General features: G+C 50.4%; 16 protein-coding genes. 9 read left to right on the forward strand and 7 right to left on the reverse strand.

Annotated elements, in window-relative coordinates; translation table 11 throughout:
* Positions 1–144: 144 nt before the first annotated feature.
* Positions 145–1,359: a sugar metabolism global transcriptional regulator Mlc gene (gene mlc, locus FH974_RS09905; protein ID WP_047884161.1), complete on the reverse strand. Its 1,215-nt coding sequence runs from the start codon at positions 1,357–1,359 to the stop codon at positions 145–147.
* 269 nt (positions 1,360–1,628) lie between these two features.
* Between mlc and queE the strand changes: the two genes are divergently transcribed.
* The 5 genes from queE (at position 1,629) to FH974_RS09930 (ending at position 9,013) form a co-directional block, all read left to right on the forward strand.
* Positions 1,629–2,297 (forward strand): 7-carboxy-7-deazaguanine synthase QueE, encoded by a 669-nt coding sequence (gene queE / locus FH974_RS09910; RefSeq protein WP_047884160.1) that lies wholly within the window; start codon positions 1,629–1,631, stop codon positions 2,295–2,297.
* A gap of 160 nt (positions 2,298–2,457) precedes the next feature.
* Positions 2,458–5,274 carry a hypothetical protein gene (locus tag FH974_RS09915; RefSeq protein ID WP_047884159.1) on the forward strand — a complete coding sequence of 939 codons (2,817 nt, stop codon included), beginning with the start codon at positions 2,458–2,460 and terminating at the stop codon, positions 5,272–5,274.
* A 288-nt stretch (positions 5,275–5,562) separates the two neighbouring features.
* Positions 5,563–7,182, forward strand: a complete 1,620-nt coding sequence (locus FH974_RS09920) for a methyl-accepting chemotaxis protein (RefSeq protein ID WP_047884158.1) — start codon at positions 5,563–5,565, stop codon at positions 7,180–7,182.
* A gap of 102 nt (positions 7,183–7,284) precedes the next feature.
* Positions 7,285–8,685, forward strand: coding sequence for an asparagine--tRNA ligase (asnS, locus tag FH974_RS09925; RefSeq protein WP_047884157.1), 1,401 nt, complete (start codon positions 7,285–7,287; stop codon positions 8,683–8,685).
* Positions 8,686–8,791: 106 nt separating this feature from the next.
* Entirely contained in the window at positions 8,792–9,013 is a 222-nt protein-coding gene (locus tag FH974_RS09930) for a VF530 family protein (RefSeq protein ID WP_047884156.1), read from the forward strand.
* Positions 9,014–9,114: 101 nt separating this feature from the next.
* On the opposite strand, the gene thiE is transcribed toward FH974_RS09930, so the two are convergent.
* Positions 9,115–9,735, reverse strand: a complete 621-nt coding sequence (gene thiE / locus FH974_RS09935; RefSeq protein ID WP_047884155.1) for a thiamine phosphate synthase — start codon at positions 9,733–9,735, stop codon at positions 9,115–9,117.
* Complete coding sequence (thiM, locus tag FH974_RS09940; RefSeq protein ID WP_047884154.1) at positions 9,728–10,534, reverse strand: hydroxyethylthiazole kinase; 807 nt, start codon at positions 10,532–10,534, stop codon at positions 9,728–9,730. Before thiM ends, thiE begins: the two co-directional genes overlap by 8 nt.
* Positions 10,535–10,905: 371 nt before the next feature.
* Here thiM and FH974_RS09945 point away from each other — a divergent pair, with 371 nt between their 5' ends.
* Positions 10,906–11,655, forward strand: a complete 750-nt coding sequence (locus FH974_RS09945; protein WP_047884153.1) for an enoyl-CoA hydratase-related protein — start codon at positions 10,906–10,908, stop codon at positions 11,653–11,655.
* Positions 11,656–11,825: 170 nt separating this feature from the next.
* On the opposite strand, the gene FH974_RS09950 is transcribed toward FH974_RS09945, so the two are convergent.
* Complete coding sequence (locus tag FH974_RS09950; protein ID WP_047884228.1) at positions 11,826–13,184, reverse strand: MFS transporter; 1,359 nt, start codon at positions 13,182–13,184, stop codon at positions 11,826–11,828.
* Positions 13,185–13,725: 541 nt separating this feature from the next.
* Between FH974_RS09950 and FH974_RS09955 the strand changes: the two genes are divergently transcribed.
* On the forward strand, positions 13,726–14,916 hold the full coding sequence (locus FH974_RS09955; protein WP_047884152.1) for an amino acid aminotransferase: 1,191 nt from the start codon (positions 13,726–13,728) through the stop codon (positions 14,914–14,916).
* 196 nt (positions 14,917–15,112) lie between these two features.
* Here FH974_RS09955 and FH974_RS09960 read toward each other — a convergent pair whose 3' ends face one another.
* Positions 15,113–15,418: a hypothetical protein gene (locus FH974_RS09960; protein WP_047884151.1), complete on the reverse strand. Its 306-nt coding sequence runs from the start codon at positions 15,416–15,418 to the stop codon at positions 15,113–15,115.
* A 112-nt stretch (positions 15,419–15,530) separates the two neighbouring features.
* On the opposite strand from FH974_RS09960, the gene FH974_RS09965 reads away from it, so the two are divergent.
* Entirely contained in the window at positions 15,531–15,671 is a 141-nt protein-coding gene (locus tag FH974_RS09965; protein ID WP_157038306.1) for a hypothetical protein, read from the forward strand.
* A gap of 119 nt (positions 15,672–15,790) precedes the next feature.
* On the opposite strand, the gene FH974_RS09970 is transcribed toward FH974_RS09965, so the two are convergent.
* On the reverse strand, positions 15,791–16,186 hold the full coding sequence (locus FH974_RS09970; RefSeq protein ID WP_047884150.1) for a hypothetical protein: 396 nt from the start codon (positions 16,184–16,186) through the stop codon (positions 15,791–15,793).
* A gap of 407 nt (positions 16,187–16,593) precedes the next feature.
* Here FH974_RS09970 and FH974_RS09975 point away from each other — a divergent pair, with 407 nt between their 5' ends.
* Entirely contained in the window at positions 16,594–17,268 is a 675-nt protein-coding gene (locus FH974_RS09975; protein ID WP_047884149.1) for a DUF2982 domain-containing protein, read from the forward strand.
* A 229-nt stretch (positions 17,269–17,497) separates the two neighbouring features.
* Here the strand turns inward: FH974_RS09975 and FH974_RS09980 are convergent, their stop codons facing one another.
* Positions 17,498–18,151, reverse strand: coding sequence for an MBL fold metallo-hydrolase (locus tag FH974_RS09980; protein ID WP_047884148.1), 654 nt, complete (start codon positions 18,149–18,151; stop codon positions 17,498–17,500).
* Between the last annotated feature and the right edge of the window lie 118 nt (positions 18,152–18,269).

An 18,269-nucleotide genomic window follows, 5' to 3' on the forward strand; every position in this document is an offset into this window, starting at 1 on the left:
TAAGCGAATTGTGTGCCAGTTATTATATTACTGTTTTTACTGGGTTTTATATTCGTACGGTTTATCAGGTGTAAAAGATACCAACACTTTGCAAACCATACTGTCAGGAAAATCATGCAACGAAGGTTTAATGAACAGGCGACATTATCCCTCAATCAACTTCATCAGCAGGTGGCCGTCATACATGGCTTGCTTCACCAGCGCCGCACCGGGCATCGTTGCCTGAGTGTAAAAGCAGCTTTCTTCAATCATCAGATCACGATTATAAACCGGCAGTGACTGCGTTCGGACACAATCCATGATGGCCGGGTACAGCACTTCTTTTGCGCGGTTAAACTCTCCGCCGATCAGAACTTTATCGGGGTTAAACAGGTTGACCATAATTGCAATGGCCTGTCCCAGGTGATGACCAAGCTCAACGATAACCTGGCGAGCCAGACTGTCACCGGCAACCGCGGCGTCACAGATACCCTCGATTGTCAGCACTTTGCCGTGAAGCGTGGACGGATGCCCTTCGCGAAGACGCTGCTCCACTTGCTCAAGCACCGCTTTCAGGCTGGCCACAGTTTCCAGGCAGCCATGGTTTCCGCAGAAGCAGCGTTTACCATAGGGCTTTATCTGAATGTGGCCAAGCTCACCCACATTCCCGATACGGCCCGATAACACCACATTGTCCAACACAATACCGGCACCCACACCATGGTGGATAGAAATCAGTATCGAGTTCGCCACATCGCGCGAATTCCCAAACAGTTTTTCAGCCAGCGCCCATGAGCGGGTGTCATTGCCAACAAACACCGGCAATCCAGTAGCTTCATGGATAGCGGGACCTAACGCCAGATTATGCACATTGTAGTGCGGCATTTGCAGTACGGTTCCGGCTTCCGCATTCACCAACCCCGGCAATGAAACCGCGATCGCTGTAATACGATCCAGCTCATTCACATGATTGGCAAAAAAGGTATGAATTTCGGAAATCAGCTTTTTCAGGACTTCATCCTGCTCCAGCACATCCACTTCCTGACGTTCTTCAATCAGGATATCGCCCCCCAACTCATGCAGTGCGATGGTCAGATAGCCACGCCCCAGTCGGATAGACATAAACTGCCACCCTTCATTGGCCGGCATCAGACCAATCGCCGGTCGCCCCCGGCTGGCCGCTTCCTGAATAGCGGTTTCTTTTATCAGATGAGCATCAATAAGCTCACGGGTAATTTTCGTGATACTGGCCGGTGCCAGCTGGCTGCGCTTTGACAGTTCAATCCGTGAGATAGGGCCAAGCTGATCAATGAGCTTGTAGACGCTGCCGGCATTGTTTCTCTTGATATGATCGATATGACCAGGCTGAGCGACATACATGCCTTAACTCCTGAAAAAATGTAGATATAAAGATGAACAATTGAATTTTTTTACTTTGCGAAGTAATTGTGAAGCCGAAGTTTCATGGGACGTGACAAGAGTCACAGGGAAATCGAAATCAATCAGTGAAAACTGTATGCCGCTTCATATTTCCCTCAAAATGGTCGCGGTTAATTCACCACCAAAATTTATCTACTGGAAGACAGCTCACAGCTTTTTTGCCATAATGCCGCGGTTCAACTCTTGTTCAACTCACCACGAGGTTTGCGGTGTACAAAATTAACGAAGTCTTTGAAACCATCCAGGGCGAAGGTGTCTTTACCGGCGTACCGGCCATTTTTGTCAGACTCCAGATCTGTCCGGTGGGTTGTGCCTGGTGCGATACCAAACAGACCTGGTCGGCAGAGCCGCAGGATCATGTTTCAATTGCTGAGATCATGGCGAAAAAAGGCGACTCTCCGACCTGGACTGAGCTGGATGCTCAGGGCATCGTGAATCTGCTCCATGATCAGAAATACACCGCGAAGCATGTTGTTATCACCGGTGGTGAGCCATGCCTGTACGATCTGGTGCCTTTGACCGAAGCACTGGAGCAGGCCGGTTTCCGTTGTCAGATTGAAACCAGCGGAACATCAGAAGTGAAGGCCACAGCCAACACCTGGGTAACCGTGTCGCCAAAAATCAACATGAAGGCCAAGCTTCCTGTGCTGCCAAGCGCACTGGAGCGGGCTGACGAAATTAAGCATCCGGTTGGAACAACCAAGGACATCGAGCAACTCGATGATTTGCTGGCTGGCAAAAATCTGAAAACAAACGTCAGCATTGCGCTTCAGCCAATCAGCCAGAAGCCGCGTGCGACCGAGCTGTGCATTGAAACCTGCATTGCCCGCAACTGGCGTCTGTCCATTCAGACCCACAAATATCTGGCGATTGCCTAAGCCTCTGATCTGCACCACCCCATCACCTTCAAGCGGTCGTCTCACTTTTCAGACGGCCGCTTATTCTTTGAGACACCTTCCCCCTCTTAACAATGGCTAATTTTGTCCTATCTATACTCAGCAAAAAACCAATAGTCATAATCATTTGTGGGGAAATATTATGCGTAGCTATCTGGGATACTGCTTCCTGACGGCTTTCGCCCTGCTTCTGACCGCCTGTGGCGGAGGTGGAGGTGAGACACCCAATCCTGTTGCGGCTCCGGCCACACCGGTAACGACCGACTTCAGAGTCTCTGTCGATCTGCCTGACCAAATGACTCTGGCTCAGCAACATTCACTGTCACTGCTTCCTCAGGCTTACGCCAACGCAGTGAAAGATCTGACAGAACAAAATTTTGCCGCAGTCTGGCTGGACGATAAAGGTAAGGTGCTGGAATCCATCGAGCTGACCGACTGGCAGACAAACGGTGAAGGGATTTATACGTTTACCGGCGATACCAAACCCAGAGTCAACGCGGTACTGCTGATTGATCCGGCGGGGATCCCCGAATTCACCTTGGGTGAAGCACTGCCTGAGGGTCTTTATATGACTCCATTGGCCAGCGAACGCCTGACGGTCACGCTGGAAACATCGATGACTTACTACGCCCTGACCAAACGCATCGTCAAAGACGGCAACTGGGGGGTATTTACTGAGGTGTTTACCGATGCGCCACAGGGTAAAGTGCTGTTTGCGCTACAGGACATCAACAACATGGCCCTGGATATTCGCGATACCCTGTTCCCCCAAATCGGCCTGGAAGGCATGACACTGAAAGATCTGATGCAGCTTTCTATTGTCAAATCCATGACCGACGGTCGTATTGAGCGCTTTTATACCGAGCAGGATGCTGCGCTGGCTGATATTAAAGCCATTCTGAACGACGGTTACTGGCAGGTTGCCGCTGGCAGCAGTAACAATGGTACTGTCCTGATGTCGGACCGCACCTCGTATAACGGTTCACAGACCGAAGTGGCAGAATTCCGCTGGAAAAAAAGTGGTAACGAAGACATTAATCTGAGTGAATTTTTTACTTATCTCAGCGGCTCAACCGCATTCGGGACAGAAGATGTCACACATCAGGTGCTTACCTCTCAAGGCTGGACCGGGCTGTTCAGCTACCTGAAAGTCATCCTGGCGACTCAGAGAACCGCGATGCTGACCGATGCCGGTCTGACGAAAGATGATAAGTCGGGAATTTCCTTGGAGGCGAATGTCTATTCGTTGTCAGGAAAACGGATCCACGATTTTCTATCGAGCCGGGAAAATCATTTCATGACCCGCTATATCAAAAATACTGCGACGTTTGATGAAAATGCCTCAGGCTTCTATTTCACCTGGCGGCCGGAAAAAGAAACGTACCTGCTGTGTGACACCACCAACGACAAAGACACCTGCCGCGTTTACTCCACACAGCTGCCGGATACCGCCTTCACCAGTCTGGATGAGCTGATCACTGCTCAGGCCAATGCCGGGCCAGAGTTTGAATCCGTGAACGGCTTTAAACTCAGCGATAACGTGGTCGTAGAAATAATTGATGACGGCCTGTTTACCGTCCGTTACTGGAGCAACATTGCGGTCGATGAATGGGTGGTTCAGGAGCAAGGTGTCTGGTCTCCGGTAACGGTTGCCGGCAAACAGATGATCCGTTTCGATGTCCCCGATGTCATCAAACAACTGTCTGATAACTACCGTTTCAACAGCCTGGCACTGTTCCTGGTGGTTGACCGCGGATTCGTCAACATCGGCGAAACCCTGCTGGATGGCGAACAGTTCCACTACTCCGGTTTTGATAATGATGCGAAAGATCAGATCTTTGCCGCTGCGACCCGGGACAACCTGCCCGCCTTTGATAACTGTATCTTTGGAAATACCGCACTGGCAAATGAAGACCTCTTCCTCAACGCGGTAACAGAGTGTGGGGGTGACGAGCACTTCACCACTCAGGGCGTCAGTGATCTGGTCGACAAAACCCTGGTACAGATTGCCGAAGATGGTGAGATCACAGCTCAGATCCTGCGCAGTGATAATACCTGGGAGTTTTACCGCCACACCGAACCTGTCAGCGGCAGTAACCGCAGTTGGACACTACTGGATAACAGCTACCTGAAAGTGCTGGAAAATGCCGATACACCGGATTCCTTTGAGTACTGGGCGAAGACCAACTACGACTATGCCCTGCGGGTTATGGCGATTAAGCAGTACATCCATCCGGATAACGGTCAGCCTGAGGAAACGGTCATTACAAACTTCATGGCCCGTGAGTATCAGGCCGATCAACTGGCCGCCTGTACGACCAATGATTCCGGCTGGGATCAGACCACCACCACACCAATGGTGAAGAAAACTCAGGAGGAGTACCAGACTCAGGCCGCATCCTGTAAACAAGCCTGGTATGGCCGGGTGCCGCGGTTTACGGAAGCCTTGCTGGTTGGCCAGACCGGTAACCTGAGTGACGACAAAGCTCTGACGTTCGCCAGCGATTCGTCACGGTACCTCAAGCTGACCGATAACTTTTCCGGTGACTACTTCCTCGGCAGCTATGTGGACTCAGACGGTTGTGGCTTTAACTTCGACATCCGCTGGAAACTGGAAGATGACGGTACCCTGTACTATGAAGCCATTGATGGCTCAATGAAGGAACGGATTCAACTGTCAGATACTGACGGCCTGAAACTGGCCATCAAAGCCTTCAACCACCAAACCCGTTGGGAGACCGATGACACGTTGCTGTACGGGGACAATGAAGGGGAAATCTGGAGTGATATCGTCACGCTGATCGATGCCAGTGAAGTACCGGACGTGGTGCCCATTGAAGCACCGGAGACCCCGCCACCAGCGGAAGGCGAGCCTCCTGCTGAGCCGACCGGGCCACCAGCCGGGACCATTTTAAATGACGGCCAGACCTGTGCCTTTACCGAGCAGCCAGCAGCCTGATAAAAATACCCTATGGGAATAACACCTTTCTTATTCCCACAGCCTCGCTACCGAGCCCGCGTCACCTCGCGGGCTTTTTACTGCCAGTTGCATGACGATTATTCAGGCCATCTTCCACACTGGGTTCCCAGCCATAACGAACATAAAACAGAATGAATAACAAGCAATTACCTGTAGATAAAACGTTATCGTGGCTTACATCACAGTCATAGCAGGAAAACTATTTATTAACATGGCAAGCAATTACACTATATCCACAACAAGAATATGTGTAAGAGATTAAGGAAGATGCGTCTTACCATTGCTCATAAACTCCTCCTCACCCTATTAATGGTTTTTCTGGTCGTGCTGGTCGCCTCTCTCGCCTATGAGGCTCGTCAGCAAAAAACCATGCTGGAATCGGTCATCAGCGAGCAAACGCTGGACAAGGCCGGTAACTACTTCGACAGCCTCAATATGATGATGCTGACCGGCACCATGTCACAAAAAGAGACACTGCGTGAAAAAGTCCTGTCTCACAACGGCATTGAGAATGTCCGAGTGATTCGCGGACCCGGCGTGGTCAATATGTTTGGCCCCGGTCTGGACTACCAGAAGCCGGTGGATGACTTCGACCGACGAGCCCTTGCCGGCGAGCAAATCAGCGAAACCATCAGTACCCCGAACGGAAAAACCCTGCTGGTTGCCCTGCCAATGAAAGCCAGCAGCAACTACCGGGGCACCAATTGCCTGCAGTGCCATATCGTGCCGGAGAACGAAGTGCTGGGCGTCGTCCGCCTGGAATACAATCTTGGTCCGCTCTATGAGCGGGTTGACAGCCAATTACTTAACGCTGGGGCTATCATGTCGGCTATCGCCGCTGCCGGGTTCCTGTTCGCGCTGATGATGATCCGTAACATTATTGTTCATCCCCTGCGCCGCCTGTCCGGTTATATGAAAACCGCCAGCCAGAATAAAGATCTCAGCCAGCGTCTGAACTCATCCCGCACCGACGAGATTGGCGAACTGTGTCACAGCTACGATCATATGCTGGACAATTTCTCTGCCAGCCTGCGTCAGGTGCAACAAACATCGGAGTCCCTGACTCAACAGGCCAGCCAGTTAACCCAGGTTTCCGGCAGCACCAATCAGGCTGCGGACAGTCAGCGCTACGAAACCGGCCTGATGTTTACCGCTATCGACAACATGCAGCATCAACAGCATGACGTTGAGCAACACACCACCGAAACCGCCGCGCTCAGTCGTCAGGCCTCACAGGCGGCTCAGTCAGGTACGCAACTGGCGCAGGAAGCCGGTGAGAGCATTCAGCAGCTGGTCCATGACATTGAACACGTCAAAGCACGTATCGATCACCTCCATACGCAGAGTCAGCAGGTCGGCAGCATCTTAGATGTGATCCGCGGTATTGCCGAGCAGACCAATCTGCTGGCGCTTAACGCCGCCATTGAAGCAGCCCGCGCTGGAGAGCAGGGTCGCGGCTTTGCGGTAGTCGCCGACGAAGTCCGGAATCTGGCCACTCGCACCCATCAGGCCACCGGTGATATCCATACCATTATCGACAATCTGCATCAGGACTGCGAAGCCTCAGCTGATGCCATTGAAACCACCTGCCAGACTGCGTACGGAAAAGTCGAAACGATTCGTGAGCTTTCCGCCGCGTTGGCTGCTATCGATAATCATATCCAGACCGTCAACCAGCATACGGTCGACATTCAGCAGCAGTCATCAAGTCAGGCAGCCCTTGCCGATGACATTCGCTCAAAAGTTGAAATTATCACCGAGCATGCCGACGATACAGCACGTCATGCACAGTCGTCGAAAGAGATTAGCGTAAATCTTGAGCACTTAGCCGAGCAATTAGAGCGATTACTTCATCAATTTACCCTATCAGGCCATCACAAGGCTTGATGCCTGACGCCAGACAGGTAATATTGAACCCTTGGACAGTGTCTGGGGCTTTATGCCCGATGGCACAACAATAAAAGTGCCTTAACGGAGAATAATTTACACATGACTTACGCGCCTGTAACAGACGTACTGAGCGGTAAGCTAGCTGTCGACAGTGAAGTGACTGTACGTGGCTGGGTTCGCTCGCGTCGCGATTCCAAAGCTGGAATCTCTTTCCTTGCCATTTATGACGGCTCTTGTTTCGACCCGATTCAGGCCGTGGTCCCAAATGAGTTAAATAATTACCAGGAAGAAGTGCTGAAGCTGACTACTGGTTGCTCTGTTGAGGTCACCGGTAAAATCGTTGAGTCTCCGGCCAGCGGCCAGGATTTTGAACTGGCAGCAACCGAAGTGAAAGTTGTTGGCTGGGTTGAAGATGCAGATACTTACCCAATGGCAAAAACACGCCACTCTATTGAGTACCTGCGTGAAGTGGCTCACCTGCGTCCACGTACAAACGTAATCGGTGCGGTTGCCCGTGTTCGTAACTGCCTGTCGCAAGCGATTCACCGCTTCTACCACGAGCAAGGTTTCTTCTGGATGTCTGCGCCGCTGATTACGGCTGCTGACTGTGAAGGTGCCGGTGAAATGTTCCGTGTTTCTACACTGGACATGAACAACCTGCCTCGTACAGACAAAGGCGATGTGGATTTCAACGAAGATTTCTTCGGCAAAGAAACATTCCTGACCGTATCAGGCCAGCTGAACGCTGAAGCTTACGCGTGTGCCCTGAGCAAGGTTTACACCTTCGGCCCAACGTTCCGTGCTGAAAACTCCAACACCAGCCGTCACCTGGCGGAATTCTGGATGGTTGAGCCAGAAGTGGCTTTCGCCGATCTGGACGACGTTGCGAAGCTGGCTGAAGACATGCTGAAGTACGTGTTCAAAGCTGTACTGGAAGAGCGTCGGGATGACCTGGAGTTCTTCGCACAACGTATCAACAAAGACGCCATCACGCGTCTTGAGCAGTTTGTTGACTCAGACTTCGCTCAGGTTGATTACACCGATGCAATCCAGATCCTGAAAGACTCTGGCCGTGACTTCGAGTTCGACGTTGAGTGGGGTATCGACATGTCTTCTGAGCATGAGCGTTACCTGGCTGAAGAACACTTCAAAGCCCCGGTTATCGTGAAAAACTACCCGAAAGATATCAAAGCGTTCTACATGCGTATGAACGAAGACGGTAAGACAGTCGCAGCGATGGACGTACTGGCACCGGGTATCGGCGAAATCATCGGTGGTTCTCAGCGTGAAGAGCGTCTGGACGTACTGGACGAGCGTATGCGTGCGATGAACATCGACCCAGAGCACATGAACTGGTACCGCGATCTGCGCCGTTACGGCACAGTACCGCACGCGGGCTTCGGTCTGGGCTTTGAGCGTCTGGTTTCTTACGTAACAGGTATGGGTAACGTACGCGACGTGATCCCATTCCCACGTACACCACGCTCTGCGAACTTCTAAGTTCAGTAATAAAATTGCTGACAAAAAAGGCTACCTTCGGGTAGCCTTTCTGTTTTCGACGCAGCTTACCACTTTACCCACTCACTCTGACTCCTAAAGAGACACCATTATGACAAACCAACCGAATAACCCGCTACACGGCATCACTCTGAAAAGACTGCTGGAAGAGCTGGTTGATCATTACGGCTGGGAAGCCCTGGGACGCGAAATCAACATCCGTTGCTTCAACAGCAACCCGAGTATCAAATCGAGCCTGACGTTTTTACGCCGAACCGAATGGGCAAGAAAAGAAGTGGAACAGCTGTATCTCGAGACATTTTTTATCTGACCGAAACAACATTTCGCAGTGATGCAAAAGCACTTCGCGGGCCGGAAGAAAACGTCAACACGTTGGATGTCACAACGGCTGACGTTACTTCCTTCCTCACCTCAGTCGGCATGCATCAGCTTACGCAGCTTTTGACACGCATCGCTTGGCGATGTCGCATGACAAATTGCCGACACTAAGGCGACCCCAGCCGCACCGGCATCCATGGCTGATTTAATGTTGCTTTCATTCAACCCACCAATAGCCACCAACGGCAATCGACTTTCACCCGCCGCTTTCTCTAACCCGTCCAGCCCCCAGGCATACACAGTATTGGTTTTGGTTGGTGTCGGGTAAATCGCGCTTAGCCCCAGGTAGTCCACCGGCAGGTGTTGCGCATCCGCCAGTTGCTGCTCATTTTCCACCGAAAGCCCCAGAATTTTGTCATCGCCAATCAACTGGCGGGCGATTGCGACAGGCATGTCAGACTGGCCCAGATGCACACCATCGGCATCGACCGCCAACGCCACATCCACCCGATCATTTATGATCAACGGGATCCCGGTTTCCATCAGCAGCGCTTTAACAACCATGGCACGCTGAATGAACTCACGAACATCGCCGTGTTTTTCACGCAACTGAACCATAGTCACGCCACCGGCAACGGCTTCTTTGATCACGAACTTCAGTTGTTCAAGATCCAGATTCTCGTCCGTGACCAGATACAGGCTGTAATCAGGCATTGGCCGTGCCTCCAAGCAGCTTGGCGTTCAGACGGGCCGCCAGCGCAGGCTCACCCAGCAGATATAGCGAATCAAGCAGATTCAGTTGTAAGCTCCCCGGCCCGGCTGATTTTTCTGCGGCCAGCTCACCAGCCACTCCCAATACGGCCGTTGCGGCCAGCGCGGCTTCCCAGGTATCCTCGCACACCGCGGCAAAAGCCCCGGTCAGCGCAGTATGGCTGCACCCCATGCCGGTCACTCTTGGCATCATGGCATGGCCATTGTCCAGCGCACAGACCTTGTCGGTGGACACCACGTAATCGGTCGCACCTGAGATCACCACAGTACACTGGTGCTGGTGTGCCAGTTGTTTGGCCGCATTCAGGGCCTGCTCACTGCTGTCCAGTGCATCGACCCCTTTTGATTGCGCCGCTTCCCCGGCAAGTGCAATGATTTCAGATGCATTCCCGCGAATGATCAAGGTTTCTGCCAACGCAGCCAGCTTACGGGAAACCTCTGTCCGTAGCGCGCTGGCTCCGCAGCCCACCGGGTCCAGTACCACCACTTTGTTATTAGCGTTTGCTTTCTCCACCGCGTAGTACATCCGTGGTATCCAGTGGCTGTCGAGCGTCCCGATATTAATGACCAGTGCACCGGCAAACCCCATCATTTCCGCCATTTCTTCCCGGCTGTGCGCCATGATTGGCGAAGCACCAACAGCCAGCAATGCATTGGCTGTATTGTTCATCACAACATAGTTGGTCAGATTCACCACCAGCGGCTTTGTTGTCCGAACAGCCTGCAACATTGCGCAGCACATTTGCTCTATAGGCGTAGATTCTGTCTTCAAGGGGCGCTCCTTCTTGATATATTCTCGACAGGCATTATACCCAACCAGCCAGAATTCACAGCGTCATCCAGTCATCGGGCCATCGTTGGAATAACATTCTTTGAATGAGAGTGTTTAGAAGTGAGAATTTGAGTGAGGCCGCTTAATCAGCGTATCTTTGAAAAGTTAAACAACTGTTTCAAAGGTAGCATCACAGATATCTTTCTCGATCTGCGCTTAAATGACAACGCTCGACACCTAAAATAGTCAATCAGAACGCACTGAAGTTAAAGCGGAACAACAGGACGACACAGAGCAGCCCTCTCAGGGAGAAACTCTCGGCCGACAACAGGAAGAAAAATATGGATATTCTTGTCAATCAGGAAGATGCGATCCTTGATATTCAGATTCATCGCCAGGACGCACGAAACGCTCTCAATCAGCAGATGTATCAACAGTTAGCGGAAGCCTTTGAGCAGGCGTCCGCGACCCCAGCGATTCGGGCGGTGGTCCTTCGTGGATTACCGGATGTCTTTTGCGGCGGCAATGACATGCAGGATTTTCTCGCTATTTCAAAAGGGATGTCTGGCTTTGCCGTCGAAAGGTTCATGAAAGCGCTCATCTTGTGTAATAAGCCCCTCATTGCAGCCGTTTCCGGACCCGCGATCGGGATTGGCACCACTATGCTGCAGTTCTTCGACATCGTGTATGCTTCCGCCAGTGCGCTTTTCAAAACGCCGTTTGTTCCATTAGGACTATGCCCGGAAATGGCGTCCAGCACAGAATTGGCAAAAATCATTGGTATCCGCAAAGCCAAAGCCATGCTGCTGTTTGGTGAGGCGATGGCAGCTGATGAAGCGCTGTCACTTGGTTTTATCAATGCAATTGAAGCGTATCCGGATCAACGGGCACTGAAGGAGGCCAAGCGCATTTGTCTGTTACCACCACAAGCCATGAAGATTTCAAAGGCCATGCTGCTGGACCATGACAGGGATCGCCTGCTGGCAACCATTGAGCAGGAAAACCGTCAGTTAGTGGAGTGTATTCGCAGTGATGAAGCCCGCGAGGCGGTGTCAGCATTTCTGGAAAAGCGGACGCCAACATTTCAGTGAGGTTGTTTGCGAGAACCCTATACAGGGCTTGCGACCCAAACAACTCCCCCCCACCAGAAGCAGGAAGCAGGAAGCAGGAAGCAGGAAACAATAAAGCAAAAAATAAACAGGCCAGTGAACGAACTGGCCTGTTTCCACAGAAGCGATTCAGCCTATCGACTAACGGCTAACTAGATTGCAGCAGAAAGCACGGCGGCAGACTTTTGCTCAGAGTTGCGTACCCGGTTCGGCTCATCTTCATCTTTCACGCGAATCACCATCAGCCCGGCGACAATCATGGAGATCCCACCCAATACGATAGCCATCATGGTGTTTCCACCGAATGCCCAACGGGTGAAGAAGCCGAGAATACCGGCCGCCAAAATTTGCGGCAGAACGATAAAGAAGTTAAAGACCCCCATATAGAATCCCATCTTCCGGGACGGTAACGCCCCTGCCAGAATGGCGTAAGGCATGCACAAAATGCTGGCCCAAGCGAGACCGATACCAACCATGTTAAGCATCAGCATTGCAGGATCATTAATCAGCGCCATAGCCGCTAAACTGACTCCGCCAATAACCAGGCTGAGGCTGTGAACAAACTTGCGGCTGGTTTTCTGTGCCAACCACGGCAGCATAAAGGCCGCCAAAGCTGAAATACCGTTGTAGGCTGCAAAGCACAATCCAACCCAGTCCGCCCCTTCGTTGTACAATGCGGAGCTGGTATCAGACGTACCGAAAATATGGGTGGTTACCGCAGATGTGGTATAAATCCACATCGCAAACAAAGCAAACCAAGAGAAAAACTGCACCAGGGCCAGTTGTACCATGGTCTTTGGCATCGCTTTTATATCGCAAAGAAAGGTTTGCCAGCACGCTTTGGGTTCCTGTTCACACAGCGGCTCGCCATCAAACAGCGCCAATTGCTGTGGCGAATACTCTTTGGTCCGACATACTGTCCAGAGGATCGATCCCAGAAAAACCAACGCCCCGCACAAGAAAGAAATTTTCACTGACGGCGGTACTTCTCCGGCCGGTGCGGTATTGGCGATATCAAACACATTACTCAGCAGATAAGGCATGGCAGAGGCCACCACAGATCCGATACCAATAAAGAAGGTCTGAACCGCAAAACCCTGCGTGCGTTGTGATGACGGCAGGTTATCCGCGACCAGTGCCCGGAATGGCTCCATCGAAATATTGATAGAGGCATCCAGCATCCAGAGCATACCCGCAGCCACCCAGAGGTGTGGTGAATACGGCATTACGATCAGTGCCAATGATGAGGCAATGGCCCCCAGCAGAAAATACGGGCGGCGGCGACCCAGTACGGTCCAGGTGCGATCACTGAAGTGACCGATGATCGGCTGTACCAGTAACCCGGTCAGCGGTGCGGCAATCCAGAGTATCGGTATTTGCTCAATACTGGCTCCCAGCGTTTCAAATATCCGGCTGACATTCGCATTCTGAAGCCCGAAGCCGAATTGAATGCCCATAAAGCCGAAGCTCATATTCCAAATTTGCCAAAACGACAGGCGCGGTTTTTCCATTGAAACATCCCCGAATTTGCCGGTCGGCATCCTTTCGATCCTTCAACCGGCATACAACATTCAGACAAACATGACATACGCAAAACCGGGAAGATTTAGCATCTTCGTCGCGCCAGCTGTACAAACACGAATTTTCTCCACATTTCGTGCCAGTAACAGGCTGAATTCATCATGTTTGACCTTATTCCATCGGGTGCAATGCTATGACATCGTATGCCCTACCATCCGTGATCGCATTCACGTAGACAAACAACAAAACCCATTTCATTAATAAAATTACGTAGTTACCTATTTTTTATACAGTTTTTGAGTGACATATATCACACTGATCGTTTATTACTCGGGAATTTGTAGTAAGTTTCCATAGCTTACCAAAATGTGACCCACACCAAAATTAACCACTTATTAACAAAAGACCCCGTAAACGTCTGCCAGCTATTAATATTTGATGTAATTGTTGCAATTTGTTGTCAATCACGTCCGTTAAAAGGTATAAAGAGGGGGTTGACCGTTATTATTCACATCAGCATGGATGATCATAATGTTTGAGAAAATTTCTGCCGCACCTGCCGATCCGATTCTTGGCCTGACTGAAGAGTTCAAGAATGATCCTCGCTCTGAAAAAATTAACCTGGGCGTAGGCATCTACAAAAATGAATCTGGCAATACTCCTGTTCTGGCTACAGTAAAAAAAGCAGAAGCCATTCTGCTGGAAAAAGAGACAACCAAGTCTTACTTGAGTATTCCGGGTACTGCAGAATATGGTCTGGCTGTTCAACAATTGCTGTTTGGTGCTGACTCCTCAATTATCAGCGACAAACGAGCGAAAACGGCTCAGGCACCAGGTGGTACAGGTGCATTGCGTGTGGCGGCTGAATTTATAAAACGCCAACTGGGTGATGTGAAAGTGTGGATCAGTAACCCGACTTGGGCGAACCACAATGGCGTTTTTGCGGCTGCCGGTCTGGAAATTGCCCAGTACAGCTACTACAACGCAGAAACAAAAAATATGGATTTCGACGCTGCGGTTACCGACCTGTCTACAGCGGCACCAGGTGATGTAGTACTGCTTCACGGTTGCTGCCATAACCCTACTGGTATCGATCCAACCGCAGAACAATGGCTGCAACTGGCTAAACTGTGTGTTGAAAAACAACTGCTGCCAATGTTTGACTTCGCTTACCAGGGTTTTGCCAAAGGTGTTGAAGACGATGCTGAAGGCCTGCGTATCTTTGCCCAGTATTGTGAAGAACTGCTGATTGCCAGCTCATTCTCGAAGAACTTCGGTCTGTACAACGAACGTGTAGGTGCGTTTACGCTGGTCGCGAAGAATGCTGAACAAGCCGAAACCGCTTTCAGCCAAGTGAAGTCTATTGCTCGCGTCATCTACTCCAACCCACCGGCTCACGGCGCGGCTATCGTGACTGAAATCCTGAACGACGCTGCTCTGCGTGCAGAATGGGAACAAGAAGTCGCTGACATGCGTGACCGTATTCAGGAAATGCGTACGCTGTTTGTACAAACCCTGAAAGATCTGGGTGTGGATGCAGACTTCAGCTTCATCGAGCGCCAGAACGGTATGTTCTCGTTCTCTGGCCTGTCGAAAGATCAGGTTGCTCGCCTGAAAGAAGAATTCGCAATCTACATCGTAGGTTCAGGCCGCATCAGCGTTGCCGGCATGACCAAATCAAATATGCTGCCGCTGTGTAAAGGCATTGCTGCTGTACTGTAAGCCAGCATTCTGTCTGACATCACGACATATTGAAACGGGAGCCATTGGCTCCCGTTTTATTATTTGTGCCCTACGTTATGTATACGCGTCTCGGTGGATGCTTTATCTGCGCTTCAGCCTAAATGACCTTTCTTGTCAGCCACTGTCTTTAAGAAAACGGCCTCTAACTCGAAAGCTTGGCTGACAGCTCATAGGTTCAACCTGACTTATCCAACGGCAACACATTACAGAAGAGCTCACGCTCATACTGACGTTCCAACTGCTCTCGCCAGGGTTTGTTTGAAACCGGCACCAGATAAAAAATCTCTCTTGATGTATCAGTGACAAATGCCATTCCGTGCTGCATCAGTTCGTAATGGATGTCATGAACAAAACCCAGTGAAAAACTCTGACGACCGGTCAACTGATTAATATCATCACGGGTCAGGCATACACCCTGGTCTTCATGAGCAAAGCGATTGCGCAGCCAGTCAGAAAACTCTCTAGCACTTATCATTGTCATAAACTCGCCTCCGCGTAGCTACATCCCTGATAAACCAGAATACATTTCTTAGTGAAGGTTCTTTATTAATAAGTTATAGCAGAGATGAGACATTCCGACAGGCGAATGGCGGATGAGTATTAATTTGTCTTTGCCTGATGCAATTTTGAGACAAAGAGGTGCAGTGCCCGTTTTTTGCAATTTCGGAGGTTCACACGATGCGAAAAAAGAGGAAAAACGTCAGCGGAAAAACGGCGGGAAAAAGAAAAAATGAGGGGGAGATAATACCCGCCCCTGTCGTTGTCACAGGAACGGGTCTGGCAAGTCAGCGCCTGACAACAATGAGAGCCTGAGCCTCACTTGTCAAATTGCAAAGTGCACAAAAATGCGAAATTACAGAGCTTTGTACAGCACCTTGTTACCTGCCAGCTGGATGCGTTCAACCAGACCGTCTTCGGCCAGTTTCTTCAGCGCACCGGTTGCCCAAGAAGCGGCTTTTGTATCTTCCTGACCTGCTTCAAGACCAATCCCTTTCGGGTTGATGCCTTCCGCATTTTTCATCACGATATCCAGCACTTGCTGCTGTTTAGGTGTTAATGACACAGTCGCAGCCATGGCTGGCTTCTGTGTTTCCACCACAGGTTTTGCCGCTGGAGCAGCTTTTACTGTTTCTGCAGTTGGTGCTTTCTTCGTAACAGCTTTAACTGCTGCTGGTTTTGCTTCAACTACCAGCCCTTTCAGGCGCTTTTGCAGCTTCAGCTGAACTTTACGTTTGTGAGAGATTCTCATTAAATTTCCTACTCCGTTGCACTACTTTCAGTCACCACCATCTAACGAGGCAACTGGATAGTTGTCCCGATAGTTCCAGCGGGAAAAAGTAAGCGCGTGTTATACCAAGGATGTCAGAGAAATGCCAGCAAACGGTTATTTAAGCCGCAATAAAAGATGATTTAACTCAAAAATAGGCGACAACCTCTCATTTCCAGCAAAAGATTTCCCCACAAAACGCGCTGAAAAATAAAGAAATATCCAAACTCAGCGGGGAAAATTCAGCATTCACCCCAAATAACTGGACAAATACACATATGCACATTCTTTTTATTTATTCTTGATTTTTGAACCAGCTTGCATAACCAAGGTGATCTGCTTACCAGTCTCAGCCATACTAACAGTAACAAAACTGACAACGTCTTGTGATGAAGAGTGATCTGAAGACCCAACATATCCATCCTCCGATTACCCCATTTGGTACCAATATGTATCTGGGCGGGTTAATAGGCGTTCTTGTGGCTGGCGCACTCGGTTTTCTCTATCCCGACGCTTCACCGCCAGCCATTGCCATCATCCTGATTGGTTCAGCGCTGATGGTCTTGCTGGGTTACAAGTACCAGCAAGGCCCTGAGCTTTCATTCACACTGACGTTTATGCATATCCAGTTTCACAGCCATTACGGTGGCTGGCTGGCAAAGTGGAAGAACATCGAACAAATCGGTCAGGCCAGTATTTCTGTGGATGGCTGGTATGAGCCGGTTCCCTGGGTGGGAATCAAACTCAAAGATTATGAAGAGTTTGTTCGTTCAATTTGTCCGAGGGTTGCCACTAAGCTGTTGCTGGATCAGAGGGTATTATTGGTCATGGCACATAAGCGGATGAGTGACCCACCCTATGAGCTGGAAGACATCTTGTTCGATGACAGCCACTATCACACGACGTCGGGTTACGTCTTTAAAGGGCTGCAGGCCATGTTGGCTAACCGGATGCGCTACAACCGGGAATTTCTGGGGTACGATTTTTTTATTTCAGAGGACTTTCTGGATCGACCGGCAGCCGATTTCGCCGGGCTGGCAAGACGCTATCTGGCAGCATCCTGATTTGTTGAAGTAAGTAGTTGGATTATTTCCTGACCTGTTCCTTTTGGGGTCTGTAAATTTTCTTCTCTAATTTATCTCGCTTTTCTACTTCTTCTAGTTTTTCTACTTCTCTAGCTTTTCAACGCTTAAAACAGCAAGAGCCGGAAACATCCGGCTCTTTTTTGTCTGGCAGCATCTCTGACAATTTCTGCGTTCAGGCTAGAGCTGTAACGATGCAATACCTAGCTTATTAGTACAACGGCATTTCGTCGGCGACAAACGGATTAGAGGCACGTTCGTGACCAAAGGTCGACATTGGGCCATGACCCGGTACGAAGGCAACATCATTGCCGAGCGGCCACAGCTTGCCCTTGATGGAGTTAATCAGGGTCTGGTAATCCCCTTTCGGGAAATCAGTACGACCGATGCCGCCCTTGAACAGCACATCGCCAACGAACGCTACTTTTGCCTCATCATTAAACAGAATGACGTGACCAGGCGTATGACCGGGGGTGTGGTAAACAGACAGAGTCTGGTTGCCAACTGAAATGGTATCGCCATCGTTAAGCCACTGATCCGGGTCAAACGCTTCTGTCAACGGGAACCCGAACATCTGGCTCTGGCTTGGCAACCCCTGTAACCAGAAAGCATCTTCTTTGTGCGGGCCAATAACAGGTACAGCCCACTCTTTTGCCAGCGGCTCTGTACCACCAACATGATCGAGGTGGCCATGAGTCAGAATCAGCTTGGTGACCGTCAGGCCCAATTGCTGCACCTTGTCTTTCAGCAGCTGAATATCACCGCCCGGATCCACCAGCGCTGCTTGCTTGGTTTCATCACACCAGATGATAGAGCAGTTTTGCTGAAACGGAGTCACAGGCACAATTTCAAATTGAAAACTCATCACTTTTCCTAACGATTACTATGCTGGCAGCAGGATAACAGTCCACTATCTAAATGCCAAATGCCGCGACCTAAATGCCAGATACAGCAAAGCCGACAGCTACCAAGAGAGGGAGATA

Source organism: Photobacterium ganghwense (assembly GCF_017329545.1).
GTDB classification, from domain to species: Bacteria; Pseudomonadota; Gammaproteobacteria; order Enterobacterales; family Vibrionaceae; genus Photobacterium; species Photobacterium ganghwense.

Coding starts and splice junctions, on each gene's coding strand:
- FH974_RS09970 (WP_047884150.1), bottom strand. CDS start 16,186: ATGAGAATCTCTCACAAACGTAAAGTTCAGCTGAAGCTGCAAAAGCGC.
- FH974_RS09980 (WP_047884148.1), bottom strand. CDS start 18,151: ATGAGTTTTCAATTTGAAATTGTGCCTGTGACTCCGTTTCAGCAAAAC.
- FH974_RS09915 (WP_047884159.1), top strand. CDS start 2,458: ATGCGTAGCTATCTGGGATACTGCTTCCTGACGGCTTTCGCCCTGCTT.
- thiM (WP_047884154.1), bottom strand. CDS start 10,534: ATGTGCTGCGCAATGTTGCAGGCTGTTCGGACAACAAAGCCGCTGGTG.
- FH974_RS09945 (WP_047884153.1), top strand. CDS start 10,906: ATGGATATTCTTGTCAATCAGGAAGATGCGATCCTTGATATTCAGATT.
- asnS (WP_047884157.1), top strand. CDS start 7,285: ATGACTTACGCGCCTGTAACAGACGTACTGAGCGGTAAGCTAGCTGTC.
- FH974_RS09950 (WP_047884228.1), bottom strand. CDS start 13,184: ATGGAAAAACCGCGCCTGTCGTTTTGGCAAATTTGGAATATGAGCTTC.
- FH974_RS09920 (WP_047884158.1), top strand. CDS start 5,563: ATGCGTCTTACCATTGCTCATAAACTCCTCCTCACCCTATTAATGGTT.
- thiE (WP_047884155.1), bottom strand. CDS start 9,735: ATGCCTGATTACAGCCTGTATCTGGTCACGGACGAGAATCTGGATCTT.
- FH974_RS09960 (WP_047884151.1), bottom strand. CDS start 15,418: ATGACAATGATAAGTGCTAGAGAGTTTTCTGACTGGCTGCGCAATCGC.
- mlc (WP_047884161.1), bottom strand. CDS start 1,359: ATGTATGTCGCTCAGCCTGGTCATATCGATCATATCAAGAGAAACAAT.
- FH974_RS09955 (WP_047884152.1), top strand. CDS start 13,726: ATGTTTGAGAAAATTTCTGCCGCACCTGCCGATCCGATTCTTGGCCTG.
- FH974_RS09975 (WP_047884149.1), top strand. CDS start 16,594: ATGAAGAGTGATCTGAAGACCCAACATATCCATCCTCCGATTACCCCA.
- FH974_RS09965 (WP_157038306.1), top strand. CDS start 15,531: ATGAGTATTAATTTGTCTTTGCCTGATGCAATTTTGAGACAAAGAGGT.